This is a genomic window from Streptomyces vietnamensis (assembly GCF_000830005.1).
Taxonomy (GTDB): domain Bacteria; phylum Actinomycetota; class Actinomycetes; order Streptomycetales; family Streptomycetaceae; genus Streptomyces; species Streptomyces vietnamensis.
Genome location: NZ_CP010407.1, coordinates 2,315,005 through 2,336,816 on the forward strand (window position 1 = coordinate 2,315,005; position 21,812 = coordinate 2,336,816).

The 21,812-nt window shown below is 72.7% G+C and carries 22 protein-coding genes and 1 riboswitch; of the genes, 12 read left to right on the top strand and 10 right to left on the bottom strand.

Going from position 1 to position 21,812, the window contains the following annotated elements:
- Positions 1-118: 118 nt before the first annotated feature.
- Together SVTN_RS10185 and SVTN_RS10190 are read right to left on the bottom strand one after the other, a co-directional pair.
- The gene (locus SVTN_RS10185) at positions 119-907 is read right to left on the bottom strand and encodes a class I SAM-dependent methyltransferase (protein WP_052499045.1); all 789 of its coding nucleotides are present in this window, start codon (positions 905-907) and stop codon (positions 119-121) included.
- A 67-nt stretch (positions 908-974) separates the two neighbouring features.
- On the bottom strand, positions 975-1,493 hold the full coding sequence (locus SVTN_RS10190) for an SAV_6107 family HEPN domain-containing protein (RefSeq protein WP_041128793.1): 519 nt from the start codon (positions 1,491-1,493) through the stop codon (positions 975-977).
- 162 nt (positions 1,494-1,655) lie between these two features.
- Between SVTN_RS10190 and SVTN_RS10195 the strand changes: the two genes are divergently transcribed.
- The 5 genes from SVTN_RS10195 (at position 1,656) to SVTN_RS10215 (ending at position 7,881) form a co-directional block, all read left to right on the top strand.
- Positions 1,656-2,753, top strand: a complete 1,098-nt coding sequence (locus SVTN_RS10195; protein WP_245727485.1) for an ATP-binding cassette domain-containing protein — start codon at positions 1,656-1,658, stop codon at positions 2,751-2,753.
- Complete coding sequence (locus SVTN_RS10200; protein ID WP_041128795.1) at positions 2,725-4,824, top strand: YhgE/Pip family protein; 2,100 nt, start codon at positions 2,725-2,727, stop codon at positions 4,822-4,824. The genes SVTN_RS10195 and SVTN_RS10200 overlap by 29 nt, the downstream gene beginning before the upstream one ends.
- Positions 4,825-4,843: 19 nt before the next feature.
- On the top strand, positions 4,844-5,452 hold the full coding sequence (locus SVTN_RS10205) for a TetR/AcrR family transcriptional regulator (protein ID WP_041128796.1): 609 nt from the start codon (positions 4,844-4,846) through the stop codon (positions 5,450-5,452).
- A gap of 317 nt (positions 5,453-5,769) precedes the next feature.
- Positions 5,770-6,417 (top strand): DUF4126 domain-containing protein, encoded by a 648-nt coding sequence (locus tag SVTN_RS10210; RefSeq protein WP_041128797.1) that lies wholly within the window; start codon positions 5,770-5,772, stop codon positions 6,415-6,417.
- Between the two features lie 54 nt (positions 6,418-6,471).
- Positions 6,472-7,881: a phytoene desaturase family protein gene (locus SVTN_RS10215; RefSeq protein WP_078908279.1), complete on the top strand. Its 1,410-nt coding sequence runs from the start codon at positions 6,472-6,474 to the stop codon at positions 7,879-7,881.
- Between the two features lie 11 nt (positions 7,882-7,892).
- Here the strand turns inward: SVTN_RS10215 and SVTN_RS10220 are convergent, their stop codons facing one another.
- From SVTN_RS10220 to SVTN_RS10240, 5 genes are all read right to left on the bottom strand, one after another.
- Positions 7,893-8,729: a hypothetical protein gene (locus SVTN_RS10220; protein WP_041128799.1), complete on the bottom strand. Its 837-nt coding sequence runs from the start codon at positions 8,727-8,729 to the stop codon at positions 7,893-7,895.
- A gap of 55 nt (positions 8,730-8,784) precedes the next feature.
- Entirely contained in the window at positions 8,785-9,702 is a 918-nt protein-coding gene (gene metF / locus SVTN_RS10225; RefSeq protein WP_041128800.1) for a methylenetetrahydrofolate reductase [NAD(P)H], read from the bottom strand.
- 106 nt (positions 9,703-9,808) lie between these two features.
- Entirely contained in the window at positions 9,809-10,462 is a 654-nt protein-coding gene (gene thiE, locus SVTN_RS10230; protein WP_041128801.1) for a thiamine phosphate synthase, read from the bottom strand.
- Positions 10,463-10,552: 90 nt separating this feature from the next.
- Positions 10,553-10,927 (bottom strand): Rv2175c family DNA-binding protein, encoded by a 375-nt coding sequence (locus SVTN_RS10235; RefSeq protein ID WP_041128802.1) that lies wholly within the window; start codon positions 10,925-10,927, stop codon positions 10,553-10,555.
- A gap of 43 nt (positions 10,928-10,970) precedes the next feature.
- Positions 10,971-12,143 (bottom strand): NAD(P)/FAD-dependent oxidoreductase, encoded by a 1,173-nt coding sequence (locus SVTN_RS10240; RefSeq protein ID WP_425429045.1) that lies wholly within the window; start codon positions 12,141-12,143, stop codon positions 10,971-10,973.
- A 133-nt stretch (positions 12,144-12,276) separates the two neighbouring features.
- Positions 12,277-12,390: riboswitch (TPP riboswitch) on the top strand.
- On the opposite strand from SVTN_RS10240, the gene thiO reads away from it, so the two are divergent.
- The 6 genes from thiO (at position 12,388) to SVTN_RS45450 (ending at position 18,642) form a co-directional block, all read left to right on the top strand.
- On the top strand, positions 12,388-13,557 hold the full coding sequence (gene thiO, locus SVTN_RS10245) for a glycine oxidase ThiO (protein WP_041128804.1): 1,170 nt from the start codon (positions 12,388-12,390) through the stop codon (positions 13,555-13,557). It overlaps the preceding riboswitch by 3 nt.
- On the top strand, positions 13,554-13,754 hold the full coding sequence (thiS, locus tag SVTN_RS10250) for a sulfur carrier protein ThiS (RefSeq protein WP_041128805.1): 201 nt from the start codon (positions 13,554-13,556) through the stop codon (positions 13,752-13,754). The genes thiO and thiS overlap by 4 nt, the downstream gene beginning before the upstream one ends.
- A 5-nt stretch (positions 13,755-13,759) precedes the next feature.
- Positions 13,760-14,554 carry a thiazole synthase gene (locus SVTN_RS10255; RefSeq protein ID WP_041128806.1) on the top strand — a complete coding sequence of 265 codons (795 nt, stop codon included), beginning with the start codon at positions 13,760-13,762 and terminating at the stop codon, positions 14,552-14,554.
- Positions 14,555-15,085: 531 nt separating this feature from the next.
- Positions 15,086-16,966, top strand: a complete 1,881-nt coding sequence (gene pknB, locus SVTN_RS10260) for a Stk1 family PASTA domain-containing Ser/Thr kinase (RefSeq protein ID WP_174518247.1) — start codon at positions 15,086-15,088, stop codon at positions 16,964-16,966.
- A 6-nt stretch (positions 16,967-16,972) separates the two neighbouring features.
- Entirely contained in the window at positions 16,973-17,833 is an 861-nt protein-coding gene (locus SVTN_RS10265; RefSeq protein ID WP_041128807.1) for a deoxyribonuclease IV, read from the top strand.
- A gap of 386 nt (positions 17,834-18,219) precedes the next feature.
- The gene (locus SVTN_RS45450; protein ID WP_099055181.1) at positions 18,220-18,642 is read left to right on the top strand and encodes a DUF4396 domain-containing protein; all 423 of its coding nucleotides are present in this window, start codon (positions 18,220-18,222) and stop codon (positions 18,640-18,642) included.
- A gap of 37 nt (positions 18,643-18,679) precedes the next feature.
- Here SVTN_RS45450 and SVTN_RS10275 read toward each other — a convergent pair whose 3' ends face one another.
- Complete coding sequence (locus tag SVTN_RS10275; RefSeq protein WP_041128809.1) at positions 18,680-19,336, bottom strand: sulfite oxidase-like oxidoreductase; 657 nt, start codon at positions 19,334-19,336, stop codon at positions 18,680-18,682.
- 178 nt (positions 19,337-19,514) lie between these two features.
- Between SVTN_RS10275 and bfr the strand changes: the two genes are divergently transcribed.
- Entirely contained in the window at positions 19,515-19,991 is a 477-nt protein-coding gene (gene bfr, locus SVTN_RS10280; RefSeq protein ID WP_041128810.1) for a bacterioferritin, read from the top strand.
- Between the two features lie 16 nt (positions 19,992-20,007).
- Here the strand turns inward: bfr and SVTN_RS10285 are convergent, their stop codons facing one another.
- Complete coding sequence (locus SVTN_RS10285) at positions 20,008-20,256, bottom strand: (2Fe-2S)-binding protein (RefSeq protein WP_041128811.1); 249 nt, start codon at positions 20,254-20,256, stop codon at positions 20,008-20,010.
- Positions 20,257-20,378: 122 nt separating this feature from the next.
- Positions 20,379-21,731: a class II 3-deoxy-7-phosphoheptulonate synthase gene (locus tag SVTN_RS10290; protein ID WP_425428955.1), complete on the bottom strand. Its 1,353-nt coding sequence runs from the start codon at positions 21,729-21,731 to the stop codon at positions 20,379-20,381.
- Positions 21,732-21,812: the final 81 nt, after the last annotated feature.

Consider the following 21,812-nt stretch of genomic DNA (forward strand, 5'->3'; position numbering starts at 1 on the left):
TGTCCGTCATGCCGGATGGTGTCCCCCGATCATACGGGGCGGAGCCCCATATCGGGCGGGCTGTGGCGTACTCCATGGAGCACCCCGGCCTGCACCGCCGAACGGGTGGCCCTGCTGCTCAGGCCCGCTTCTCGCCGAGAACGTGCAGCTGGGTGGCGATGGCGTGGAAGGAGGGCAGCTCCGCGGCGGCCGCCTCCAGCTTGAGCAGGGCCTCGGCGGCGCCGGGCTCGGTGTCGACGAGGACGCCGGGGACCAGGTCGGCGAAGACCCGGACGCCGTGCACGGCGCCGACCTCGAGTCCGGCTCCGTCGGCGAGCTCGGCGAGCTGCTCGGCGGTGAAGCGCCGGGGCACGGGGTCGCCGGCACCCCAGCGGCCCGCCGGGTCGTCGAGGGCGTGCCGGGCCTCGGTGAAGTGGCCGGCGAGGGCGCGGGCCAGGACGGCGCCGCCGACCCCGGCGGCGAGCAGGCTGAGGCTGCCGCCGGGGCGGAGCGCCGCGACCGCGTTCCGTACGCCCTCGGCGGGGTCGTCGACGTACTCCAGGACGCCGTGGCAGAGCACCGTGTCGTACGCCTCGCGCTCGACGACGTCGAAGAGGCCGCGGATGTCGCCCTGGACGCCGGTGACGAGGTCGGCGACACCGGCCTCGGCGGCCCGGCGCTCCAGCGCGAAGAGCGCGTTGGGGCTGGGGTCGACGACGGTGACGCGGTGGCCGAGGCGGGCCACCGGTACCGCGAAGTTGCCGGAGCCGCCACCCGTGTCGAGGACGTCGAGGCTGTCCTTCCCGGTGGCCTCGACCCGGCGGTCCAGGGCGTCTTTGAGGACGTCCCAGACGACGGCGGTACGCAGGGAGGCGCGCGACGGGCGCGACGACGCCTCTCGACCGAAGACAGGGGAAGGGTCCGGCACGGCTGTTGACTCCTCGGTGACGGGTACGAACGCTCCCCACCCTATGGCCTAGCCCCCGGCTTTCGGATCATCCGTCCGCCTCGTCGGCCCCGGGCCGGCGGGGCAGGGCCGGCGGGAGGGCGAGCAGCCGCTCGACCAGGCGCAGGAAGTGCCCGGCGTCCCTGAGCAGGTCGTCGGCCTCGCGGCGGGTGGCGGCGCTGCTGATGCCGGCCTCGGCGCGGGCTCTGCGCGGGGCGCCGTCGGCGAAGAGGGCGCTCCATTCGGTCAGCTCGGGGGCGAGGTCGGGGAGGAGCTCCCAGGTGCTCCTTATCCGCTGCCGGTGGCGGGGCCGGGCGTCGGCCCTGCCCCGGGCGGCGAGCACGGCGGCCGCGGCGCGCAGGGCGGCGAGGTGGGCGGTGGCGTACCGCTCGTGGGGGCGGTCGAGGACGGCGGCCTCGGCGAGTCCGGCGCGGGACTTGGCGAGGAGGTCGAGGGCGGCGGGCGGGGCGGCGGACCGGCGCGGGACGGGGTGGATGTCGGACGCGGGCCCCGCCTCTCCCGGGGTGGGACGGCGGCGGGGCGCGGCTGCTGCGGAAGGGCTGGCCATGACGAGCCTCCTGTCGTCGCGTGACGGCGCTGTGGCCGTATGTGTTCATCGTGTCGCGCCCCACTGACAATCGCGTTGACCTGGGGCTTTGCCCGAAACCCAACTCAGGGGTAACTTTTAGACTGACTGGTCAGTTCAAAAAGGGGAATGGGGGGTGGGACCGTGGGCACGGAAACCGAGGAGCAGCCGCACGGCGCCGCCGTCGTCGCGGACGGCTTCGGACTGAAGGGACCGCGCGGCTGGGCCTTCCGGAAGGTCTCCTTCCGGGCCGAGCCCGGCACGCTGGTGGCGATCGAGGGCCCTTCGGGCTCGGGCCGCACCTGTCTGCTGCTCGCGCTCACCGGCCGGATGAAGACCCAGGAGGGGAACGCCGAGGTCGGCGGCCTCCCGCTGCCCCGCAAGATGGCCGCCGTGCGCCGGATCAGCGCGCTCGGTCAGGTCCCGGGCGTCAGCGAGCTCGACCCCGCCTTCACGGTCGCCGAGCACCTGCGCGAGCGGGCCCTGCTCCAGCGCCGCTTCGACGGTTCCGTACGGGCGCTCCTGCGGCGCCCCGCCGAGCGCGCGGCGACGGCCCGGACCCGGATCGACGAGGCCGTGGCGGCCGCGGGCCTCGACCTCGACGCCCTGCCGAAGGGCGAGCGGACCTCCGTACGGGACCTGGAGCGCCTTGAGGCCCTCCGGCTCTCGATCGCCCTCGCCCTGATCGGGCGCCCCCGGCTGCTCGCCGTGGACGACACGGACCTGAAGCTCTCGGACGCCGACCGCGCCGAGGCCTGGGCGCTGCTGCGCTCCCTGGCCGCCTCCGGGACGACGGTGCTCGCCGTCTGCAGCGAGGCCCCCGAGGACGCCCTGCGCATCACGACGCTGGAAGGCGGGACCACCGCGGACACCGCCTCCGAGGCCCCGGCCGACCCCGCGAAGACCGACCCCGCGGAGACCGGCGTCCCGAAGACCGGCCCCGCGAAGACCAGCATCACGAAGACCGGCCCCGCGAAGACCAGCATCACGAAGACCGATCCCGCGAAGACCAGCATCACGAAGACCGATCCCGCGAAGACCGGCATCACGAAGACCGATCCCGCGAAGACCGAGACCGCCGAGACCGGCATCGCGAAGACCGCCCCCGCCGGGACCGGCGCCGAGGGCGGCACCGCCGAGGACACCACGGCCGCCGTCGGGGAGCCGGCCGCCGACGACACCACCGACGCCACGACCGAGGAGGGGGCGGCCGATGCGCTCGCCGAAACTGGCCGCGCTTGAGCTGAAGCGCTTCGGCAGGGGAAAGCTGCCGCGCGCCGCGCTCGTCGCGATCCTGCTGCTGCCGCTGCTGTACGGCGCCCTGTACCTGTACTCGTTCTGGGACCCGTACAGCAGGCTCGACAAGATCCCCGTCGCCCTCGTCAACGAGGACCGGGGCGCCACCGCCGGCGGCAAGGAGATCCACGCCGGTGACGACATCACCGAGGGCCTCCTGAAGAGCAACACCTTCGAGTGGCACCGGGTGAGCGACGCCGAGGCACGCGCGGGCGTGGAGGACGGGACGTACTACCTGTCCCTGACCATGCCCGGCGACTTCAGCTCCCGCATCGCCTCCAGCTCCGGCGACTCCCCCGAGACCGGCGCGCTCCAGGTGCGGACGAACGACGCCAACAACTACATCGTCGGCTCGATCTCCCGGACGGTCTTCGCCGAGGTGCGCAGCGCGGCCTCCACGAAGTCCTCGCGCGGCTTCCTCGACAAGATCTTCATCTCCTTCTCCGACATCCACGACGCCACCGCGAAGGCCGCCAAGGGCGCGGCCGACCTCAAGCAGGGCGTGGACAAGGCGAAGAAGGGCTCCAAGAGCCTGTCGGACGGGCTGACGGACGCCAAGACCGGCAGCGGCGACCTGGCCTCCGGCCTGAAGAAGCTCGACAAGGGCGCCAAGGACCTGGAGAACGGCTCCCGCAAGGTCGCGAACGGCACGCAGAGCCTCGCCGACAAGGTGAACGGCACGGCGGACAAGGTCCGCCCGTACCTGGCGAACAACGGCAAGTCGATCCGCGACACCGCCCGGCTCGTCTCCGACTCGGCCACGGCCGCCCGCCACAACCTCGCCGACCTGGTGGAGCACGCGCCCCAGGTCCGTACCGCCGCCCACCGGGCCGACGACGATCTCGCCCGGCTCCACCGCGAGGTCTGCGTCGACGCCCCCGCCACCACTCCCCCGCTCGACCCGAAGATCTGCGAGAAGCTCAAGAAGGCCTCGGTCACCGCCGACGACGTGGCCACGATCGCCGACGACGTACACGAGCTGACCAAGGACAACAGCGACGACCTGAAGACCCTGGACGCGCGCCTGGTCAAGCTCAAGAAGCAGGCCGACGAGCTGGCCGCCCGCGCCCCGCACCTCGACGAGGACGTCGAGGACGCCATCAGGAAGATCAACCAGCTCAACGCGGGCGCGCAGAAGGTCGCGACGGGCGCGGACCAGCTGCACACCGGCATCACCGCGGCGAAGACCGGTTCGGTCAGCCTCGACACCGGTGTCGGCAAGCTGAAGAAGGGCGCGGGCGCCCTGGACGGCGGTCTGTTCAAGCTGGCCGACGGCTCGGGCACCCTCGCCACCGGCCTGAAGGACGGCGTCGACCAGATCCCCGACTACGACCGGCAGGACCGCGACCGGCGCACGGAGGTCATGGCCGACCCGGTGAAGCTGGCCTCCCAGTCCCTGCACAAGGCGCCGAACTACGGCACCGGTTTCGCCCCGTACTTCATCCCGCTCTCCCTCTGGGTCGGCGCGATGGTCGCGTACATGATCATCCAGCCGCTGAACCGGCGCGCCCTCGCGGCGGGCGGCTCCGCCTGGCGGATCGCGCTCGCGGGCTGGCTCCCGGTGGCGGCGATCGGCGTCCTCCAGGTCGCGGCCCTGATGTCGGTCCTGCACTGGGGCCTCGGCCTCCAGATGACCCGGGCCGCCGGCACGATCGGCTTCCTCGCCCTGGTCACCTGCTGCTTCGCCGCGATCATCCAGTGGCTCAACGCCCGCTTCGGCGCGGCGGGCCGGATCCTGGTGCTCGCGTTCCTGATGCTCCAGCTGACCTCGGCGGGCGGCACGTATCCCGTCCAGACCAGCCCGGCCTTCTTCAACGCCGTCCACCCGTTCCTGCCGATGAGCTACGTGGTCGAGGCGCTGCGCCGGCTGATCACCGGGGGCGGGCTCGGACCGGTCTGGCAGGCCTGCGCGGTCCTGGCCGCCTTCACCGTCGGCGCCCTGGCCCTGACCGCCGTCTCGGCGCGCAAGAAGCAGGTGTGGACGCTCGACCGGCTCCACCCCGAACTGTCGCTCTGAACCTGTGAGAATCGACGCCATGGACAGCAGCAGCACCCGACGCCGGGCCACGCGCACGAAGCTCTACGAGGCGGCCGTCACCCTCATCGCGGAGCAGGGCTTCTCCGCGACGACGGTCGACGAGATCGCCGAGCGGGCCGGCGTGGCCAAGGGCACGGTCTACTACAACTTCAAGAGCAAGACCGAGCTCTTCGAGGAGCTGCTGCGCCACGGGGTGTCGCTGCTCGCCGCCTCCCTGCGCTCGGCGGCCGAGGAGACCGCCGAGCGCGGCGGGAGCCGGGTCGACGCGCTGGACGCGATGATCCGGGCGGGCCTCGTCTTCATCGACCGCTATCCGGCCTTCACCCAGCTGTACGTGGCCGAGCTCTGGCGCACCGGACGCGCCTGGAACTCGACCCTCCTGGTGGTCCGTCAGGAAGCCGTCGCGGTGGTGGAGGGCGTCCTGCGCGAGGGCGTGGCGGCCGGTGAGCTGAGCGACGAGATCGACGTACAGCTGACGGCGTCGGCGCTGGTCGGGATGGTGCTCGTGGCGGCGCTCGACTGGCAGGCCTTCCAGAGCGAGCGTTCGCTCGACGACGTGCACGCGGCGCTGTCCCGCCTGCTGCACGGCCGCGTCGGCGGCCGCTGAGAAGCACGTACGAGAGGCCGGTGCGGCAGACGCACGAAAGACCGGTGCGGCAGACGCACGAAAGGCCAGTGGGGCAGGCGCACGAAAGGCCGGTGCGGTGAGGCTCGATCCCCCCGAGCCTCGCCGCACCGGCTTCTTTCCTTCGCCCCCGTGCCGGCAGGTGCGCGGCCCCGTTCCGCAGCCCCGTGCCGGCGGTACCGGAGCCGCGCCCCTTCCGTGGGCTCCACTCTCTCCTCCCGCCGGTGCCGGCCCCATCCGCGCACCTACTCATCTCGCCCTCTAGGTACGGATACTCAGTCCTGGTTACGATCGCGGGCGTGTCGGTACTCCCCCTGGTGTTCACCAGCGGCTGGGCGAGCGGGATCAACGCGTACGCGGTGGTCCTGCTGTTCGGCGTCTTCGGCGCGACCGGGCTGACCGACGAGGTGCCCGCGTCCCTGCAGCGCACCGATGTCCTCGTCGCGGCGGCCGTGCTGTTCCTGTGCGAGGCGGTGGCGGACAAGATTCCGTACGTCGACTCGATATGGGACTCCGTCCACACGGTGATCCGGCCGATCGCGGGGGCCGTGGTCGGCGCCCTGCTCGCCGGGCAGAACGGTTCGCTGCCGGAGCTGGCGGCGGGTGCGGTCGGCGGTTCGACGGCCTTGCTCAGTCACTTCGTCAAGGCGGGGACGAGGATGGCGGTCAACACCTCGCCCGAGCCGTTCTCGAACATCGCGCTGAGCCTGGCGGAGGACCTCGGGGTGGCGGCGATCGTCACCTTCGCCGTCTTCCATCCCGTGGCGGCGGCGGTCATCGCGGCCGCCCTGCTCCTGGCGGGCCTGGCGATAGTGGTCTTCCTGGCCCAGCAGATCCGCCGCTTCTGGCGGCGCCGGTCCCAGCGGCGGGAGGAGAAACGGCTGAGGGCCCCGGGGGCCCGCCCACGGGTCCACGCCCCGCCGGACGACGGCTCGGACCACTTCTGACCGGCCCCGGCCTGCCCTCCGGCGGTGTCGGAGGCGCCGGATAGGCTCGTCCGCATGGCACGGATTGTGGTGATCGGCGCGGGACTCGGCGCCATGGCGGCGGCGGCCCGACTGGCGGTCGCCGGACACACGGTGACGGTGTACGAGAGGACGTCGACGTACGGCGGCGCGGTCGGCCGCTTCGAGCGCGACGGCTTCGCTTTCGACACCGGCCCCGGGCTGCTGCACCTGCCCGCCGTCTACCGCGACCTGTTCGTGAAGACCGGCAAGGAACCCCTCGAGGAGTGCGTCGCGCTGACGCAGGTCGATCCGGCGGCCCGTCACGTCTTCGCCGACGGCACCCGCGTCGACCTGCCGAACGCCTCCCGGGCCGGCACGGTCGCCGCCCTGGACGCGGCGCTCGGCGCGGGCGCGGGCGAGCGCTGGGGCGACTTCCTGACCCGGGCCCGCGAGGCCTGGGACCGGACCCGGCGCCCGCTCCTGGAGGAGCCGCAGCCGGCCGACCCGGCGCCGCTCGCCCGTGAGCCGTACCCGGCCCCGAAGGCGGGCCTGCTGCGCCGCCCGACGACGACGCTCTCCCAGGTCGGGGCGCGGGAGCTGCGCGACCCTCGACTCGCGGCCCTCCTCGACGCGTACGCGTGGTCGTACGGCTTCGACCCGGCGACCGCCCCGGCCTCGGCGGTCGTCCTGCCGTACATGGAGCAGACCTTCGGCAGCTGGTACGTGGGCGGGGGCCTGCGGGCGCTCGCCGACGCGGTGTACGAGCGGTGCCGGAAGCGGCGGGTGGAGTTCGTGTTCGGCACACCGGTCGAGGACGTCCTGGAGAAGGACGGCCGGGCGGCCGGGGTCCGGCTGGCGAGCGGCGAGACCGTCGAGGCCGACCACGTGGTGTCCGGGGCCCCGGTCCCGGCGCTGCACCACGGTCAGGCCCCGCCTCGCCACCAGGTGAACGGGACGGGCCGGGTGACGGTCTGTCTGGCCCTGCGCGGCGCCCGGGAGGCGGACGCGGTCCACCGGACCGTCGTGCACGCGGAGGGCGGGCGGCCGACGGTGACCGTGCTGCGTCCTGACGACCCGGCGCTGCGCCCGGACGGTGACTACGAGTCGGTGACGGTCACGGCGACCGTGCGGAGGGACTCCGGGCAGGACTGGGAGGCCTTCGCCGACCGGATGGTCGAGGCGTCCGGCCGGGCGGTCCCGGGACTCGCGGAGCGGCTCCTCTGGCGGCACGTCCGGACGCCGGAGGACGTACGGCGGGAGACGGGCGCCGCCGAGGTGCCGGGGCCCGCGCTCGCCGGAGCGAACGGCAGGCTCCTTCCGGCCGCCAACCGTTCCCCGCTGCCCGGCCTGTACTACGCGGGCGGCTGGTCGCACCCCGGCGGCGGGCTCGCCCACGCGGGCATGTCGGGCGCGCTGGTGGCCGGACTCATCGTGGAGGGCGCGGACTTCCGCGGCTCCCAGTAGGTGGTAGGGGCCTAGTAGCGGTACTGGTCGTCCGGGTGCGGCTGCTCGTAGCCGTACGGGGCCTGCGGCTGCTGCGGGGCGTGCTCGGTGTCGCGCTGCTGCGGGACCCAGACGCCGCCGGGCGGGGTGTCGTAGGTGTACGAGGGGGCGTACGGGTCGTTGTAGTACGAGCCGTACTGCTGGCCGTCGGTGCCCGGGCCGATGTACGGGTCGGAGTACGCGGCGTACTGCTGCTGTCCGGCGGCGGCGCCGTAGTCGTAGGCCGGCTGCTGCTCGTAGCCGGGCTGCTCGTAGGAGGTCTGCTCGTAGCCGGGCTGCTGGTACGCGGACGCGTAGGGGTCGTACCCCGTCCCGTACCCGGCTGCTCCGGTGCCCTGGCCGGCGGTCTCGTAGACCCCGTACTGGCCGGTGTCCTCGGGCATCGGCTGCGGCTCGTAGACCGCCGTCGTCTCGGCGGCCGTCTCCTGGTGGGCGTCGTGCCCGTCCTCCGTGTCGTACGCGGAGTCCACGGTGTCGTACGAGAGCTCGGTGACCTCGAGGGTGGGTCCGGCCTCGGCCGGCGCGGCGGCCTTGCGGCGGCGGCTCGCGCCCGGACTGCCGCCGATCGCCCAGCCGGTGGAGAAGCCGCGGCGGAAGGAGAGCGTCACATAGGTCTGGCCGACGGCGAAGGCGAGGGCCCCGGCGATGATGACGAAGACGGAGGGCAGCAGGACGCCCAGGACCACGCCGAGGAAGCCGCCGAAGGCGAGCAGGCGCCAGCGCAGCCGCGCCTTGTACTGGAGGAGCACCTCCCCCAGCAGCCACAGTGCGACCACGCCGAACGCGATGTAGAGGACCGTCCACCCCATGCCCCGCCGCCCCTCTCCACGGTCACCGCCGCGGGTCAGGGGCGGGTACGACCGGTCACGACTGCTGGTGCAGTCCGAGATTCTCGTAGATCTCGAGCGTCGCGGTGGAGCTGTTGAGCGTGATGAAGTGCAGTCCGGGGACACCCTCGGAGAGCAGACGCGCGCAGAACTCCGTCGCGAACTCGATACCGATGGAGCGTACAGCGGCGGCATCGTCCTTGACGGCGAGGATGCGCTCTTTCACATCCGCGGGGAAGACGGCGTTGCTCAGCTGGGGCAGCCGGTCGAGCGTCTTCACGTTCACGACGGGCATGACCTCGGGGATGATCGGGGTCTCGCAGCCCGCCTTCTCCACGCTGTCGCGGAGCCGCAGGTAGTTCTCCGGGTCGAAGAACATCTGGGTGATCGCGTAGTCGGCGCCCGCGCGGCACTTGTCCACGAAGTGCCGGATGTCCGTGTCCCAGTCGAGGGAGCGGGGGTGCATCTCCGGGAAGGCGGCGACGCCGACGCAGAAGTCTCCCGACTCCTTGATCAGCCGGACGAGGTCGGCGGCGTACTTCACGCCCTCCGGGTGCTCGACCCACTCGCCCAGCGGGTCGCCCGGCGGGTCGCCCCGGACGGCGAGCATGTTGCGGATGCCGACGTCGGCGTACTGGCCGAGGATGTTCCTCAGCTCGGCGACCGAGTGGTCGACGGCCGTGAGGTGGGCGACGGGGGTGAGCGTGGTGTCGGAGGCGATCTTCTGGGTGGCCTTGACGGTGCCGCCGCGGGTGGAGCCGCCGGCGCCGTAGGTCACGGAGACGAAGCTGGGGCCGACCGCCTCGACGCGGCGCATGGCGTTCCAGAGGACCTGCTCGCCCTTCTCGGTCCGGGGCGCGTAGAACTCGAAGGAGTACGACGTCTCACCGGACGCGAGGATCTCGCGCACGGTGCGTGCGCGGTCCGATCGGACGGAAGCGGTACCAAGGGCCATACGGGCAGGTTAGACGGGGTCCAGGGAACCGCGTGAACACCGTCCGAGTGTTGGACAACTTTTCGGACAACTGTCGGGACGCGCCGCCGGTGGGCGTCCCCGTTCCTCAGGCTTCGGCGCGCTCGCGGACCCGCTTGGCGAGGGCGGCCGTCGCGGCGGCCGGGTCGGCGGCCTCGGTGATGGCGCGGACGACGACGATCCGGCGGGCGCCCGCGTCCAGGACCTCGTCGAGGTTGGTCTCGTCGATGCCGCCGATGGCGAACCAGGGCCGGTCCTGGGCCAGGCCCGCCGCGTACCGCACGAGGTCGAGCCCCGGCGCGTACCGCCCGGGCTTGGTGGGGGTGGGCCAGCAGGGGCCGGTGCAGAAGTAGTCCACGCCCGGCTCGGCGGCGGCCGCGGCGACCTCGGTCTCGGCGTGGCAGGAACGGCCGATCAGCACCTCCTCGCCGAGGATCGCGCGGGCGGCGGGCACGGGCAGGTCGCCCTGGCCGAGGTGGAGGACGTCGGAGCCGATGGCGTGGGCGACGTCGGCCCGGTCGTTCACCGCGAGGAGCTTGCCGTGCCGGCGGGCGGCCTCGGCGAAGACGGCGAGGTGCTCCAGCTCCTCACCGGCCTCCATGCCCTTGTCGCGGAGCTGCACGATGTCCACGCCGGAGGAGAGCACGGCGTCGAGGAAGGCCGGCAGGTCGCCCTGGCGCTTCCGGGCGTCGGTGCACAGGTAGAGCCGGGCGTCGGCGAGCCGCTCACGAGGCGTGGACATGGGTGTTCCCCCCGTCGGGTGGTGCCGGTGCCGGGCCGGCCTCGATCAGCCGGCCCGGCACCCGCGGTGGTGTCTTCGGTGGTGCGTGCGTCAGACGGCGAGCGCCTGGGCGCGGCGCTTCACCTCCGTGCCGCGATTCTCACTCAGGGCCTGCGCGGGGGTGCCGGGCAGGGTCGGGTCCGGAGTGAAGAGCCACTCCAGCATCTCTTCGTCGGTGAAGCCGTCGTCCCGCAGGAGCGTCAGGGTGCCGACGAGGCCCTTGACGATCTTGTCGCCGTCGATGAAGGCGGCGGGCACCTGGAGGATCTTCTCGCCGGGGCGCACTTCGCGGCGGACGGCGATGAGCTGGCCCTCCTTGACCAGCTGCCGCACGCGCGTCACCTCGATGTCGAGCGCCTCCGCGATGTCGGGGAGGAAGAGCCAGGCGGGGACGAGAGCATCGGTCTTTGCGTCAATCTCGGTCACAGGACAAGCCTGCCATCCCGGACTGACAGCCGGTAGCCGGGCCCTACCGGACTGCCGCCTTCAGGGGGACGGCCGGGTCCGCGGCGCGCTCCGGGTCGACGGGGACGGCGGCCTCGATGAGCTTGCGGCCCTGGGCCAGGTCGCGGGGGCGGCCGACCGCGAGGAGGGCCACCGGCACTCCGGCGCGCAGCCAGAGCACGGACCAGGCCTCGTCGGCCGGGTCGCCGCGCCACAGCAGCTCGTCGGCGGCCGCGTGGTGTCCCGCGTACTGGACGAAGCGGCCGAACTGCTCGGACCAGAAGTACGGCACCGGGTCGTAGGGCGCGTCGGCGGTCCCGGTGATCGCCGCGGCGACCGCGCGGGGGCCCTGGAGCGCGTTGTCCCAGTGGTGGACGAGGAGCCGCTCGCCGTAGCGGGCGGAGGGGAAGGAGGCGCAGTCGCCGACGGCGTACACATCGGGCAGCGAGGTGCGCAGCCGGTCGTCGGCGGTGACGGCGCCGCTCGGGTCGAGGGCGATGCCGGAGCCGGTGAGCCAGCCGGTGGCGGGGCGGGCGCCGATGCCGACGACGACGGCGTCGGCGGGCAGTTCGCGGCCGTCGGCGAGGACGACGCGGCCCGGTGCGCCGGGCTCGACGGTGTCCACGCGCGCGTGGGTGAGGAGTTCGGCGCCGTTCGCCCCGTACCACTCGGCCATGGGTGCGGTGACCTCGGCGGGCAGGGCTCCGGCGAGCGGACGGTCGGCGGCCTCGACGACGGTGACGGCGCAGCCCGCCTCGCGCGCGGCGGTGGCGAACTCGGCGCCGATCCAGCCGGCGCCGACGACCACGACGGAGTGGCGGCGCTCCAGGACGGGCCCGAGGCGCACGGCGTCGTCCAGGGTGCGGAGGAGGTGGACCCCGGGGACGCCCTCGGTGCCGGGCAGGACGACGGGCTGGGCCCCGGTGGCGACGACCAGGGTGTCGTACGCGACGGGGCCGGCCTCGGTGTCGATCTCGTGGTCGGCGGCGCGGAGGCCGGTGACGTCCAGGCCGAGGCGGAGCTCGATGTCGAGGTCCTCGAAGTCGATCTCGAAGGCGGAGTCCTCGGCCTTGCCGAGGAGGATCGCCTTGGAGAGCGGTGGCCGGTCGTAGGGCTGGTGGGGTTCGGCCCCGATGAGGGTCACGGGGCCGGTGAAGCCCTGCTCGCGCAGGGCGACGGCGGTCTGGACGCCCGCCATTCCGGCGCCGACGATCACCACGTGCTGCTGGGCCTGCTTCTGCTCGCTCACCCGACCACCTTACGCATCTGACGGACCGTCAGGAAGGGAGGGGTCTGTGGCCCCCCGGAGACGCGGGCTAGTCTGGCGGGCGTAAAGCACTCGCGGGAGTCCGGACGCACCGGGCTGAGAGGGAGGCTGGGACGGCCTCCGACCGTACGAACCTGATCCGGGTCATGCCGGCGAAGGGAGGGGCTGGACGCCCATGCGTTCTTCCGATGTCCATGTGTCCGACGTCCTCGTGGTCGGAGGCGGCATCATCGGCCTGGTCACGGCCTGGCGAGCCGCGCAGCGCGGACTGCGCACCGCCGTCGTCGACCCGGACCCGGGCGGCGGGGCCGCCCGGGTCGCGGCCGGCATGCTCGCCGCCGTCACCGAACTCCACTACGGCGAGGAGACCCTGCTCGGGCTCAACCTCGCCTCCGCGGCCCGCTACCCCGCCTTCGCCGCCGAACTGGAGGAGGCCACCGGCCACGACGTCGGCTACCGGGCCTGCGGCACCCTCGCCGTCGCCCTCGACGCCGACGACCGGGCCCACCTGCGCGAACTGCACGCCCTGCAGACCCGCTGCGGGCTCGTCTCCGAATGGCTCAGCGGCCGCGAGTGCCGCCGCCTCGAACCGATGCTGGCCCCCGGCGTCCGCGGCGGACTCCGGGTCGACGGCGACCACCAGGTCGACCCGCGCCGACTGGCCGCCGCGCTCGTGACGGCCTGCGAGCGGGCCGGGGTGGTCTTCCACCGCACGCTCGCGGAACGCCTGGCGGTCGTACGCGACCGGGCCCGCGGTGCCGTGCTCGCCGACGGCGAGGAGCTGACGGCCGACCAGGTCGTGCTCGCCGCCGGCAGCCTCAGCGGCCGCCTCGCGGGCGTCCCCGACGAGGTCCTGCCACCGGTCCGCCCCGTGAAGGGCCAGGTCCTGCGCCTCCGGGTCCCCGCGCCGTACGCCCCCTTCCTCTCCCGCACCGTCCGGGCCGTCGTCCGCGGCAGCCACGTCTACCTGGTGCCCCGCGAGAACGGCGAGCTCGTCGTCGGCGCCACCAGCGAGGAACTGGGCTGGGACACCACGGTGACGGCGGGCGGGGTGTACGAACTCCTCCGCGACGCCCACGAGCTGGTCCCCGGTCTCACCGAGCTGCCGCTCACCGAGACGTGCGCGGGCCTGCGCCCGGGCTCCCCCGACAACGCCCCCCTCCTCGGACCGACCGCCCTGCCCGGCCTCCACCTGGCCACCGGCCACTACCGCAACGGGGTATTGCTCACCCCCGTCACCGGCGACGTCATGGCCGAGGCGCTCACCACGGGCACCCTCCCCGACGAGGCGCGCCCCTTCACCCCCCGCCGTTTCTCCCCCGTACGTCAGGAGCAGCCCGCATGAACGTGTCCGTGAACGGCGAGCCCCGGGTCCTGACGGGCCCCGTCGCCCTCGACGCCCTGGTCGCGACCCTGAGCACCGCCCCCTCGGGCGTGGCCGCGGCCGTCAACGAGGAGGTCGTCCCGCGCGGCGAGTGGGCCACGACGCTGCTCGGCGAGGGCGACCGGGTGGAAGTCCTCACGGCAGTACAGGGAGGCTGACCGCGATGTCCGACGACGTCTTCACCCTCGGCGGTACGGAGTTCGCCTCCCGCCTCATCATGGGCACCGGCGGCGCTCCCAGCCTCGACGTCCTGGAACGCTCCCTCGTCGCCAGCGGTACGGAGCTGACGACGGTCGCCATGCGGCGCCTGGACCCGACCGTCCAGGGCTCGGTCCTCTCCGTCCTGGAACGCCTCGGCATCCGGGTCCTGCCGAACACGGCGGGCTGCTACACGGCCGGCGAGGCCGTCCTCACGGCACGGCTGGCGAGGGAGGCACTGGGCACGAACTGGATCAAGCTGGAGGTCGTGGCGGACGAGCGGACCCTCCTCCCGGACGGCGAGGAGCTCCTGGCCGCGGCCGAGACCCTGGTCGACGACGGTTTCGTGGTCCTCCCCTACACCAACGACGACCCGGTCCTCGCCCGGAAGCTGGAGGACGTCGGCTGCGCGGCGATCATGCCGCTCGGCTCGCCCATCGGCTCCGGCCTCGGCATCCGCAACCCGCACAACTTCCAGCTGATCACGGAACGGGCCGGGGTCCCGGTGATCCTCGACGCCGGCGCGGGAACCGCCTCGGACGCGGCGCTCGCGATGGAGCTGGGGTGCGCGGCGGTGATGCTGGCGTCGGCGGTGACGCGGGCGCAGGAGCCGGTGCTGATGGCCTCGGCGATGCGCCACGCGGTGGAAGCGGGCCGCCTGGCGCACCGTGCCGGCCGCATTCCCCGCCGCCACTTCGCCTCCGCGTCCTCCCCGACCACGGGCCAGGCCCACCTGGACCCCGAACGCCCCGCCTTCTGACCCCGTTGCGGACCCGCGCCCGCCGCTGTGGGCCGCGCCCGCCCCGTTGTGGGCAATCGTTCCGCTGGGGCGGTGCCCACCCGCACGGACGGCGCCGCCCCCGTTGTGGGCAATCGTTCCGCAGGGCGGAACGGGTGGGCACAACGGACCCGCGCCCTGCCGGCGCCAGAGGCTTCCGCGCCCTGACCCGCACCCCGTGCACGGCGCTCGGTCGGTGCGGGTCCAGGCACGGAACGCCTAGGCCCGGCTGGGGGCGCCGTCCCGTGTGCCCACCCGTCCCGCCCAGCGGGACGATTGCCCACACGGCGGGTGGGCGCCGCCCGCCCGGGCGCGGGCCCACCCGGCGGCGGGGCGGCGCCCAGCGCGGGCTCGGGCCACACGGGGCGGGGCACCGCCAAGCGCGGGCGCGGGCACACGGGCGGGCACCGCCCAGCGGGCCGTGGTCCGCGTCGGGGCCGGGTGCGTCACAGGTGCGCTGCAGTACAGGGGCGGCAGGCCCGCCCGCCCGCGCCGCCCTCGTAGACTCGGCCCGTGGACACGACCCTTCAGGACCCCCTCGTCGGGCGGCTGCTCGACGGCCGCTACCGCGTCGACGCGCGCATCGCCGTCGGCGGGATGGCCACGGTCTACCGGGCCGTCGACACCCGCCTCGACCGCGTCCTCGCGCTCAAGGTGATGCACCCCGACCTCGCCACGGACGCCGCCTTCGTCGAGCGGTTCATCCGCGAGGCGAAGTCCGTCGCCCGGCTCGCGCACCCCAACGTCGTCGGCGTCTTCGACCAGGGCGCCGAGGGCGCGTACGTCTATCTGGCGATGGAGTACGTCGCCGGCTGCACCCTCCGCGACGTCCTGCGCGAGCGCGGCGCCCTCTCGCCCCGGGCCGCGCTCGACATCCTGGAGCCGGTCCTCGCCGCGCTCGGCGCCGCGCACCGGGCCGGGTTCGTGCACCGGGACATGAAGCCGGAGAACGTCCTGATAGGGGACGACGGCCGGGTGAAGGTCGCCGACTTCGGTCTCGTCCGGGCCGTGGGCTCGGCGACGGCCACCACCGGCGCGGTCCTCGGCACGGTCTCGTACCTCGCGCCGGAGCAGATCGAGCACGGCACCGCCGACACCCGCGCCGACGTGTACGCCTGCGGCGTCGTCCTCTACGAGATGCTGACCGGCGGCAAGCCGCACTCCGGCGACACCCCCGCCCAGGTGCTCTACCAGCACCTGAACACCGACGTGCCCGTCCCCTCCGCCACCGTCCCCGGGCTCGCCCCGGAGCTCGACGACCTGGTCGCGGCGGCCACGGCCCGGAACCCCGAGCTCCGTCCGTACGACGCCGTCGCCCTGCTCGCCCTGCTCCGGGAGGCCCGCGCCGGGCTCGGCGACGAGCAGCTGGACGCGGTGCCGCCGCTGGCCCGCTCCGAGGCCCGGGACACCGCCGAGGACCGGACCAGCGTGATCGCCAGGCCCGTACCCGTGGAGCACACCAACCGGCTGCCCGCCCCGGAGGCGCCCCGCGCCGGCCGCCGGCGGCCCCCGCGCGGCCCCCTCCTCGCGGTCGTCGCCGTCCTGCTCGCCCTCGGCCTGGGCGCCGGCGTCTGGTACATCAATTCCGGCCAGTTCACCCGCGTCCCCGCAGTCCTCGGCCAGTCCGAGGCCGCCGCGACGAAGCGCCTCACGGACGCCGGTCTCGACGTCGGCACCACGAAGCGCGCCTTCAGCGACGTGTACGAGCGCGGCACGGTCATGGCCGTCGACCCGGCCCCCGGCGAGCGCGTCCGGGGCAACGGCACGGTCACCCTCACGCTCTCCCGCGGCCCGCAGATCGTGAAGGTGCCCAACCTCAAGGGCAAGCCGCTCGCGGAGGCCAAGCGCGACCTGGAGCAGGAGGGCCTGGCGCCCGGGGTGATCACCTACTCCTTCAGCGACTCCGTCGCTCAGGGCTCCGTGATCGGCTCCGACCCCGAGCCCGGCACCGAGCGCAGCCCCGACTCGGCCGTCGCCCTGGTGGTCAGCAAGGGCTCTCCGATCGACGTGCCCGACGTCAGCGGCGAGACCGTCGCCGACGCCACGGCCGCCCTCCAGGAGGAGGGGCTCACCGTGAAGGTCGCCCCGGAGCGGATCAACTCCCCCGAGGAGGCCGGAACCGTCGCGGCCCAGTCCCTCGCCGGGGGCAGCCGGGCCGCCGAGGGCGATGTCATCACCCTGACCGTCTCCAAGGGCCCGAAGCTGGTCGAGGTCCCGGACGTGACGGACCGGTCGACCGAGGACGCCCGGACGGCCCTGGAGGACGCGGGCTTCGAGGTGGAGGTCAAGAAGTCCTTCCCCTACCTCGGCGACAAGGTCGCGAGCCAGTCCGTGGAGGGCGGGCAGACCGCGCCCGAGGGCTCCACCATCACCATCACGATCAAGGGACTCTAGAGACTCATGCGCAACCCCGTCGGCGGCCACGTCCCCGTGGCCGGTGGCCTCGCCACGGTCGGCCTCGGGTACGCCCGCGAGCTGGGCGCCGAGACCGTGCAGGTCTTCGTCGCCAACCCGCGCGGCTGGGCGACCCCGACCGGCAACCCGGTCCAGGACGAGCGGTTCCGGGCCGAGTGCGAGGCCGAGTCGATCTCGGTCTGGGTGCACGCCCCGTACCTGATCAACTTCGGCTCCCACACCGAGGCCACGGTGGAGAAGTCGGTGGAGTCGCTGCGGCACTCGCTGCGCCGGGGCCGGGAGATCGGCGCGAAGGGCGTGGTGGTGCACACCGGCTCGGCGACCGGCGGCCGGCCGCGCGAGGTGGCCCTCGCCCAGGTGCGCGAGCGGATGCTGCCGCTCCTCGACGAGCTGACGCACGAGGACGATCCGGATCTGCTCCTGGAGTCGACGGCGGGCCAGGGCTCCTCGCTCTGCTCGCGGACCTGGGACTTCGGGCCGTACTTCGACGCGCTCGACCGCCACCCCAAGCTGGGCGTCTGCCTCGACACCTGCCACATCTTCGCGGCCGGGCACGACCTGGCGGGCCCGCACGGCGCGGCGCAGACCCTCGACCTGCTGGTGGACACGGTCGGCGAGGGCCGGCTGAAGCTGATCCACGCCAACGACTCGAAGGACGTGGTGGGCGCCCACAAGGACCGGCACGCGAACATCGGCGCCGGTCACATCGGCGAGGAGGCCTTCGAAAAACTCCTGCGGCACCCGGCGACCGAGAACGTACCGTTGATCATCGAGACCCCTGGCGGCAAGGAGGGGCACGTCGCCGACGTCGAGCTCCTGAAGAAGCTCCGCGAGCGCCGAGGATGATCATTTCCTGTTGAGGAATACCCTAGGGGGGTATACGGTTCCTATCGACGACGGAACCGCATACCCGAGGCTGGGGGCACCTCATGCAGCACGAAGCGCACGCACACCACGACCATTCCGGCCACGAGGGTCATACCGGCCACCAGGGCCACGAGGGTCACCACCAGAACCACGACTCCCACGCGGGCCACGCGGGCCATGGGGACCACGCCGCCCACGCCGGTCACGGCACCCACGCCGGCCACGAGGGGCACGCCGGTCACGAAGGCCACGGCACCCACACCAGCCACGAGGGTCATGTCGGCCACGAGGGCCACGACGCCCACACGGGCCACGACGCCCACGCGGGTCACCACCGCACCCCCGGCGGCAAGGTCTCCTGGTCCATGGCCGCCCAGGCCACGCTGCACTGCCTCACCGGCTGCGCCATCGGCGAGATCCTCGGCATGATCATCGGCACCGCGTTCGGCTGGGGCAACCTGCCGACGATGGTCCTCGCGATCATCCTGGCCTTCTTCTTCGGCTACGCGCTCACCCTGCGCGGCATCCTGTCCGCCGGCGTCGACTTCAAGACGGCCTTCAAGGTCGCCCTCGCCGCCGACACCCTCTCGATCGCCGTCATGGAGATCATCGACAACGGCGTCATCGCCCTCTGGCCCAGCGCCATGGACGCGCACCTCGACGAGGCGCTCTTCTGGGTCGCCCTCGCGGTCTCGCTCGCCATCGCCTTCGTGGTGACCACACCGGTCAACAAGTGGATGATCGGCCGCGGCAAGGGCCACGCGGTGGTCCACCAGTACCACCACTGAGCCACCGCCGAACCACCACCGAGACGGTCCGGAGCTGCTACAGCTCCGGGCCGTCTCCCGGTTCCTCCTGGTACGAGTAGCGCTGCTCCGTCCACGGGTCACCGAGGTTGTGGTAGCCGCGCTCCTCCCAGAAGCCCCGGCGGTCGGCCGCCATGTACTCGACGCCCCGGACCCACTTGGGCCCCTTCCAGGCGTACAGGTGCGGGACGACGAGCCGCAGCGGGAAGCCGTGCTCGGCGGTGAGCAGCTCCCCGTCCTTGTGGGTGGCGAAGATCGTACGGTCGGACGCGAAGTCGGCGAGCCGCATGTTGGCGCTGTAGCCGTACTCGGCCCAGACCATCACATGCGTCACATGCGGGGCGGGCGGGGCGAGCTCCAGGATCGTGCGGGCGGGGACACCGCCCCATTCGGCCCCGAGCATGCTGAATTTCGTGACGCAGTGCAGATCGGCCACGACCGTGGAGAACGGGAGGGCCGAGAACTCCTCGTGGTTCCAGCACCGCTTGTCGCCGTCGGCCGTCGCCCCGAAGACGCGGAACTCCCAGCGGTCCGGCTTGAACTTGGGGACGGGCCCGTAATGGGTGACCGGCCAGCCGCGCTGGAGCCGCTGCCCCGGCGGCAGATCCGGCGGAAGGTCCGGCGAACGATCCGGCTGACCCGCTTCCCGGTGTGCTCCGCTCTCCGGCTGACCCATGTCATCCATGGTGACAGACGGCGAGGGGTGGTCATGACCAGGCGACCATGCGGGCGGCTCGATTCGGGCAACTCACACTAAGCCTGCACTTACTGGACGCCCCCCATTCGGGGTGCGAGGATGCGGCCATACCGCCTGGTGACGGCATGGACACGTAGCGTGGAAGGATCCTGAAGCGATGCAGGGCGACCCCGAGGTCCTCGAGTTCCTCAACGAGCAGCTGACCGGCGAGCTGACGGCCATCAACCAGTACTGGCTGCATTACCGCATCCAGGACAACAAGGGGTGGACGAAGCTCGCCAAGTACACCCGCGAAGAGTCCATCGACGAGATGAAGCACGCGGACAAGCTGACCGAGCGCATCCTGATGCTCGACGGCCTGCCCAACTACCAGCGGCTCTTCCACGTGCGGGTCGGCCAGACGATCACCGAGATGTTCCAGGCGGACCGCCAGGTCGAGGTGGAGGCGATCGACCGCCTGAGGCGCGGGATCGAGGTCATGCGCGCCAAGGGGGACGTCACGTCCGCCAACCTCTTCGAGGAGATCCTCGCCGACGAGGAGCACCACATCGACTACCTGGACACGCAGCTGGAGCTGATCGAGTCCCTGGGCGAGGCGCTGTACCTCTCGACGCTCATCGAGCAGCCCAGCTAGGACGGACCCGAGGGTCCTAGGCGGCTTCCTGGAGCTCGGCGACCGTCTCCGCCGTCAGGGCGGGCATGCCCTGGTCCACGAGCTCGCGTCGCGGGCAGTTGCCGCGCCCGAGGATGGCCTGGATGCGACGGACGCAGGAACCGCAGTCCGTACCGGCCTTGCAGGCGGAGGCTATCTGGCGGGGCGTGCAGGCGCCCGCGTCCGCGTGCTCCTTGACCTGCTTCTCCGTGACACCGAAGCATGAGCAGACGTACACGCGGTTCACCTCCCGCCGAGATCGTTAAGGCTAACCTAACCTTACCCGGCGCCTCGGAGGCGTAAAAGCCCTCGATACGGAGATGGGGCACGGATCACAGCGATCCGTGCCCCATCTCCGTAAGAACCTACTTACTGATCGCGGTACATCTCCGCCACCAGGAACGCCAGGTCGAGCGACTGGCTGCGGTTGAGCCGCGGGTCGCAGGCCGTCTCGTAGCGCTGGTGCAGGTCGTCGACGAAGATCTCGTCGCCGCCGCCCACGCACTCGGTGACGTCGTCACCGGTGAGCTCGACGTGGATGCCGCCCGGGTGGGTGCCCAGCTCCTTGTGGACCTCGAAGAAGCCCTTGACCTCGTCGAGCACGTCGTCGAAGCGGCGCGTCTTGTGGCCGGAGGCCGCCTCGAAGGTGTTGCCGTGCATCGGGTCGGTGACCCAGGCGACGACCGCACCAGAGGCGGTGACCTTCTCGACCAGCTCGGGGAGCTTGTCGCGGACCTTGTCGGCGCCCATGCGGACGATGAAGGTCAGCCGGCCCGGCTCGCGGTCCGGGTCGAGACGGTCGATGTAGGTGAGCGCCTCGTCCACCGTGGTGGTCGGGCCGAGCTTGATGCCGATCGGGTTGGCGATCTGCGAGCAGAACTCGATGTGCGCGTGGTCGAGCTGACGGGTGCGCTCACCGACCCAGACCATGTGGCCGGAGGTGTCGTACAGCTTGCCGGTGCGCGAGTCCGTACGGGTCAGGGCGCCCTCGTAGTCGAGCAGCAGCGCCTCGTGCGAGGAGTAGAACTCGACGGCCTTGAACTCGGCCGGGTCGGTGCCGCAGGCCTTCATGAAGTTCAGGGCGTTGTCGATCTCGCGGGCGAGCGCCTCGTAGCGCTGGCCCGAGGGGGACGACTTCACGAAGTCCTGGTTCCAGGCGTGCACCTGGCGCAGGTCGGCGTAGCCACCGGTGGTGAAGGCGCGGACCAGGTTGAGCGTGGAGGCGGAGGCGTTGTACATCCGCTTCAGCCGCTCGGGGTCCGGGATGCGGGCCTTCTCGTTGAAGTCGAAGCCGTTGACCGAGTCGCCGCGGTAGGTCGGCAGGGTCACGCCGTCACGGGTCTCGGTGCCCTTGGAGCGGGGCTTCGAGTACTGGCCGGCGATGCGGCCGACCTTCACGACGGGCACGGAGGCCGCGTAGGTGAGGACGGCGCTCATCTGGAGCAGCGTCTTGAGCTTGGCCCTGATGTGGTCGGCGGACACGGCGTCGAAGGCCTCGGCGCAGTCGCCGCCCTGGAGCAGGAACGCCTCGCCACGGGCGACGGCTCCCATCCGGGCGCGCAGCTGGTCGCACTCGCCGGCGAAGACGAGCGGAGGATACGACTCGAGGTCCGCGATCACATCGCGCAGAGCCTCGGCATCGGGGTACTCGGGCTGCTGCGCCGCGGGCAGGTCTCGCCAGGTCGCCTTGGCGACGGCGTGGGAATCAGCGTTCACGGTCACATGCACCACAGTACGGGGTTCTTCGTCCTGTCCTGTCCCTCTGCCCAATGGCTGAGACGCGCGCCGGAAATGTCTGCTGGT

Coding starts and splice junctions, on each gene's coding strand:
- SVTN_RS10190 (WP_041128793.1), bottom strand. CDS start 1,493: ATGGCCAGCCCTTCCGCAGCAGCCGCGCCCCGCCGCCGTCCCACCCCG.
- SVTN_RS10205 (WP_041128796.1), top strand. CDS start 4,844: ATGGACAGCAGCAGCACCCGACGCCGGGCCACGCGCACGAAGCTCTAC.
- thiS (WP_041128805.1), top strand. CDS start 13,554: ATGAACGTGTCCGTGAACGGCGAGCCCCGGGTCCTGACGGGCCCCGTC.
- SVTN_RS10240 (WP_425429045.1), bottom strand. CDS start 12,143: ATGGCGGGCGTCCAGACCGCCGTCGCCCTGCGCGAGCAGGGCTTCACC.
- metF (WP_041128800.1), bottom strand. CDS start 9,702: ATGGCCCTTGGTACCGCTTCCGTCCGATCGGACCGCGCACGCACCGTG.
- SVTN_RS10200 (WP_041128795.1), top strand. CDS start 2,725: ATGCGCTCGCCGAAACTGGCCGCGCTTGAGCTGAAGCGCTTCGGCAGG.
- thiE (WP_041128801.1), bottom strand. CDS start 10,462: ATGTCCACGCCTCGTGAGCGGCTCGCCGACGCCCGGCTCTACCTGTGC.
- thiO (WP_041128804.1), top strand. CDS start 12,388: ATGCGTTCTTCCGATGTCCATGTGTCCGACGTCCTCGTGGTCGGAGGC.
- SVTN_RS10220 (WP_041128799.1), bottom strand. CDS start 8,729: ATGGGGTGGACGGTCCTCTACATCGCGTTCGGCGTGGTCGCACTGTGG.
- bfr (WP_041128810.1), top strand. CDS start 19,515: ATGCAGGGCGACCCCGAGGTCCTCGAGTTCCTCAACGAGCAGCTGACC.
- SVTN_RS10255 (WP_041128806.1), top strand. CDS start 13,760: ATGTCCGACGACGTCTTCACCCTCGGCGGTACGGAGTTCGCCTCCCGC.
- SVTN_RS10275 (WP_041128809.1), bottom strand. CDS start 19,336: ATGGGTCAGCCGGAGAGCGGAGCACACCGGGAAGCGGGTCAGCCGGAT.
- SVTN_RS10215 (WP_078908279.1), top strand. CDS start 6,472: ATGGCACGGATTGTGGTGATCGGCGCGGGACTCGGCGCCATGGCGGCG.
- SVTN_RS45450 (WP_099055181.1), top strand. CDS start 18,220: ATGGCCGCCCAGGCCACGCTGCACTGCCTCACCGGCTGCGCCATCGGC.
- SVTN_RS10265 (WP_041128807.1), top strand. CDS start 16,973: ATGCGCAACCCCGTCGGCGGCCACGTCCCCGTGGCCGGTGGCCTCGCC.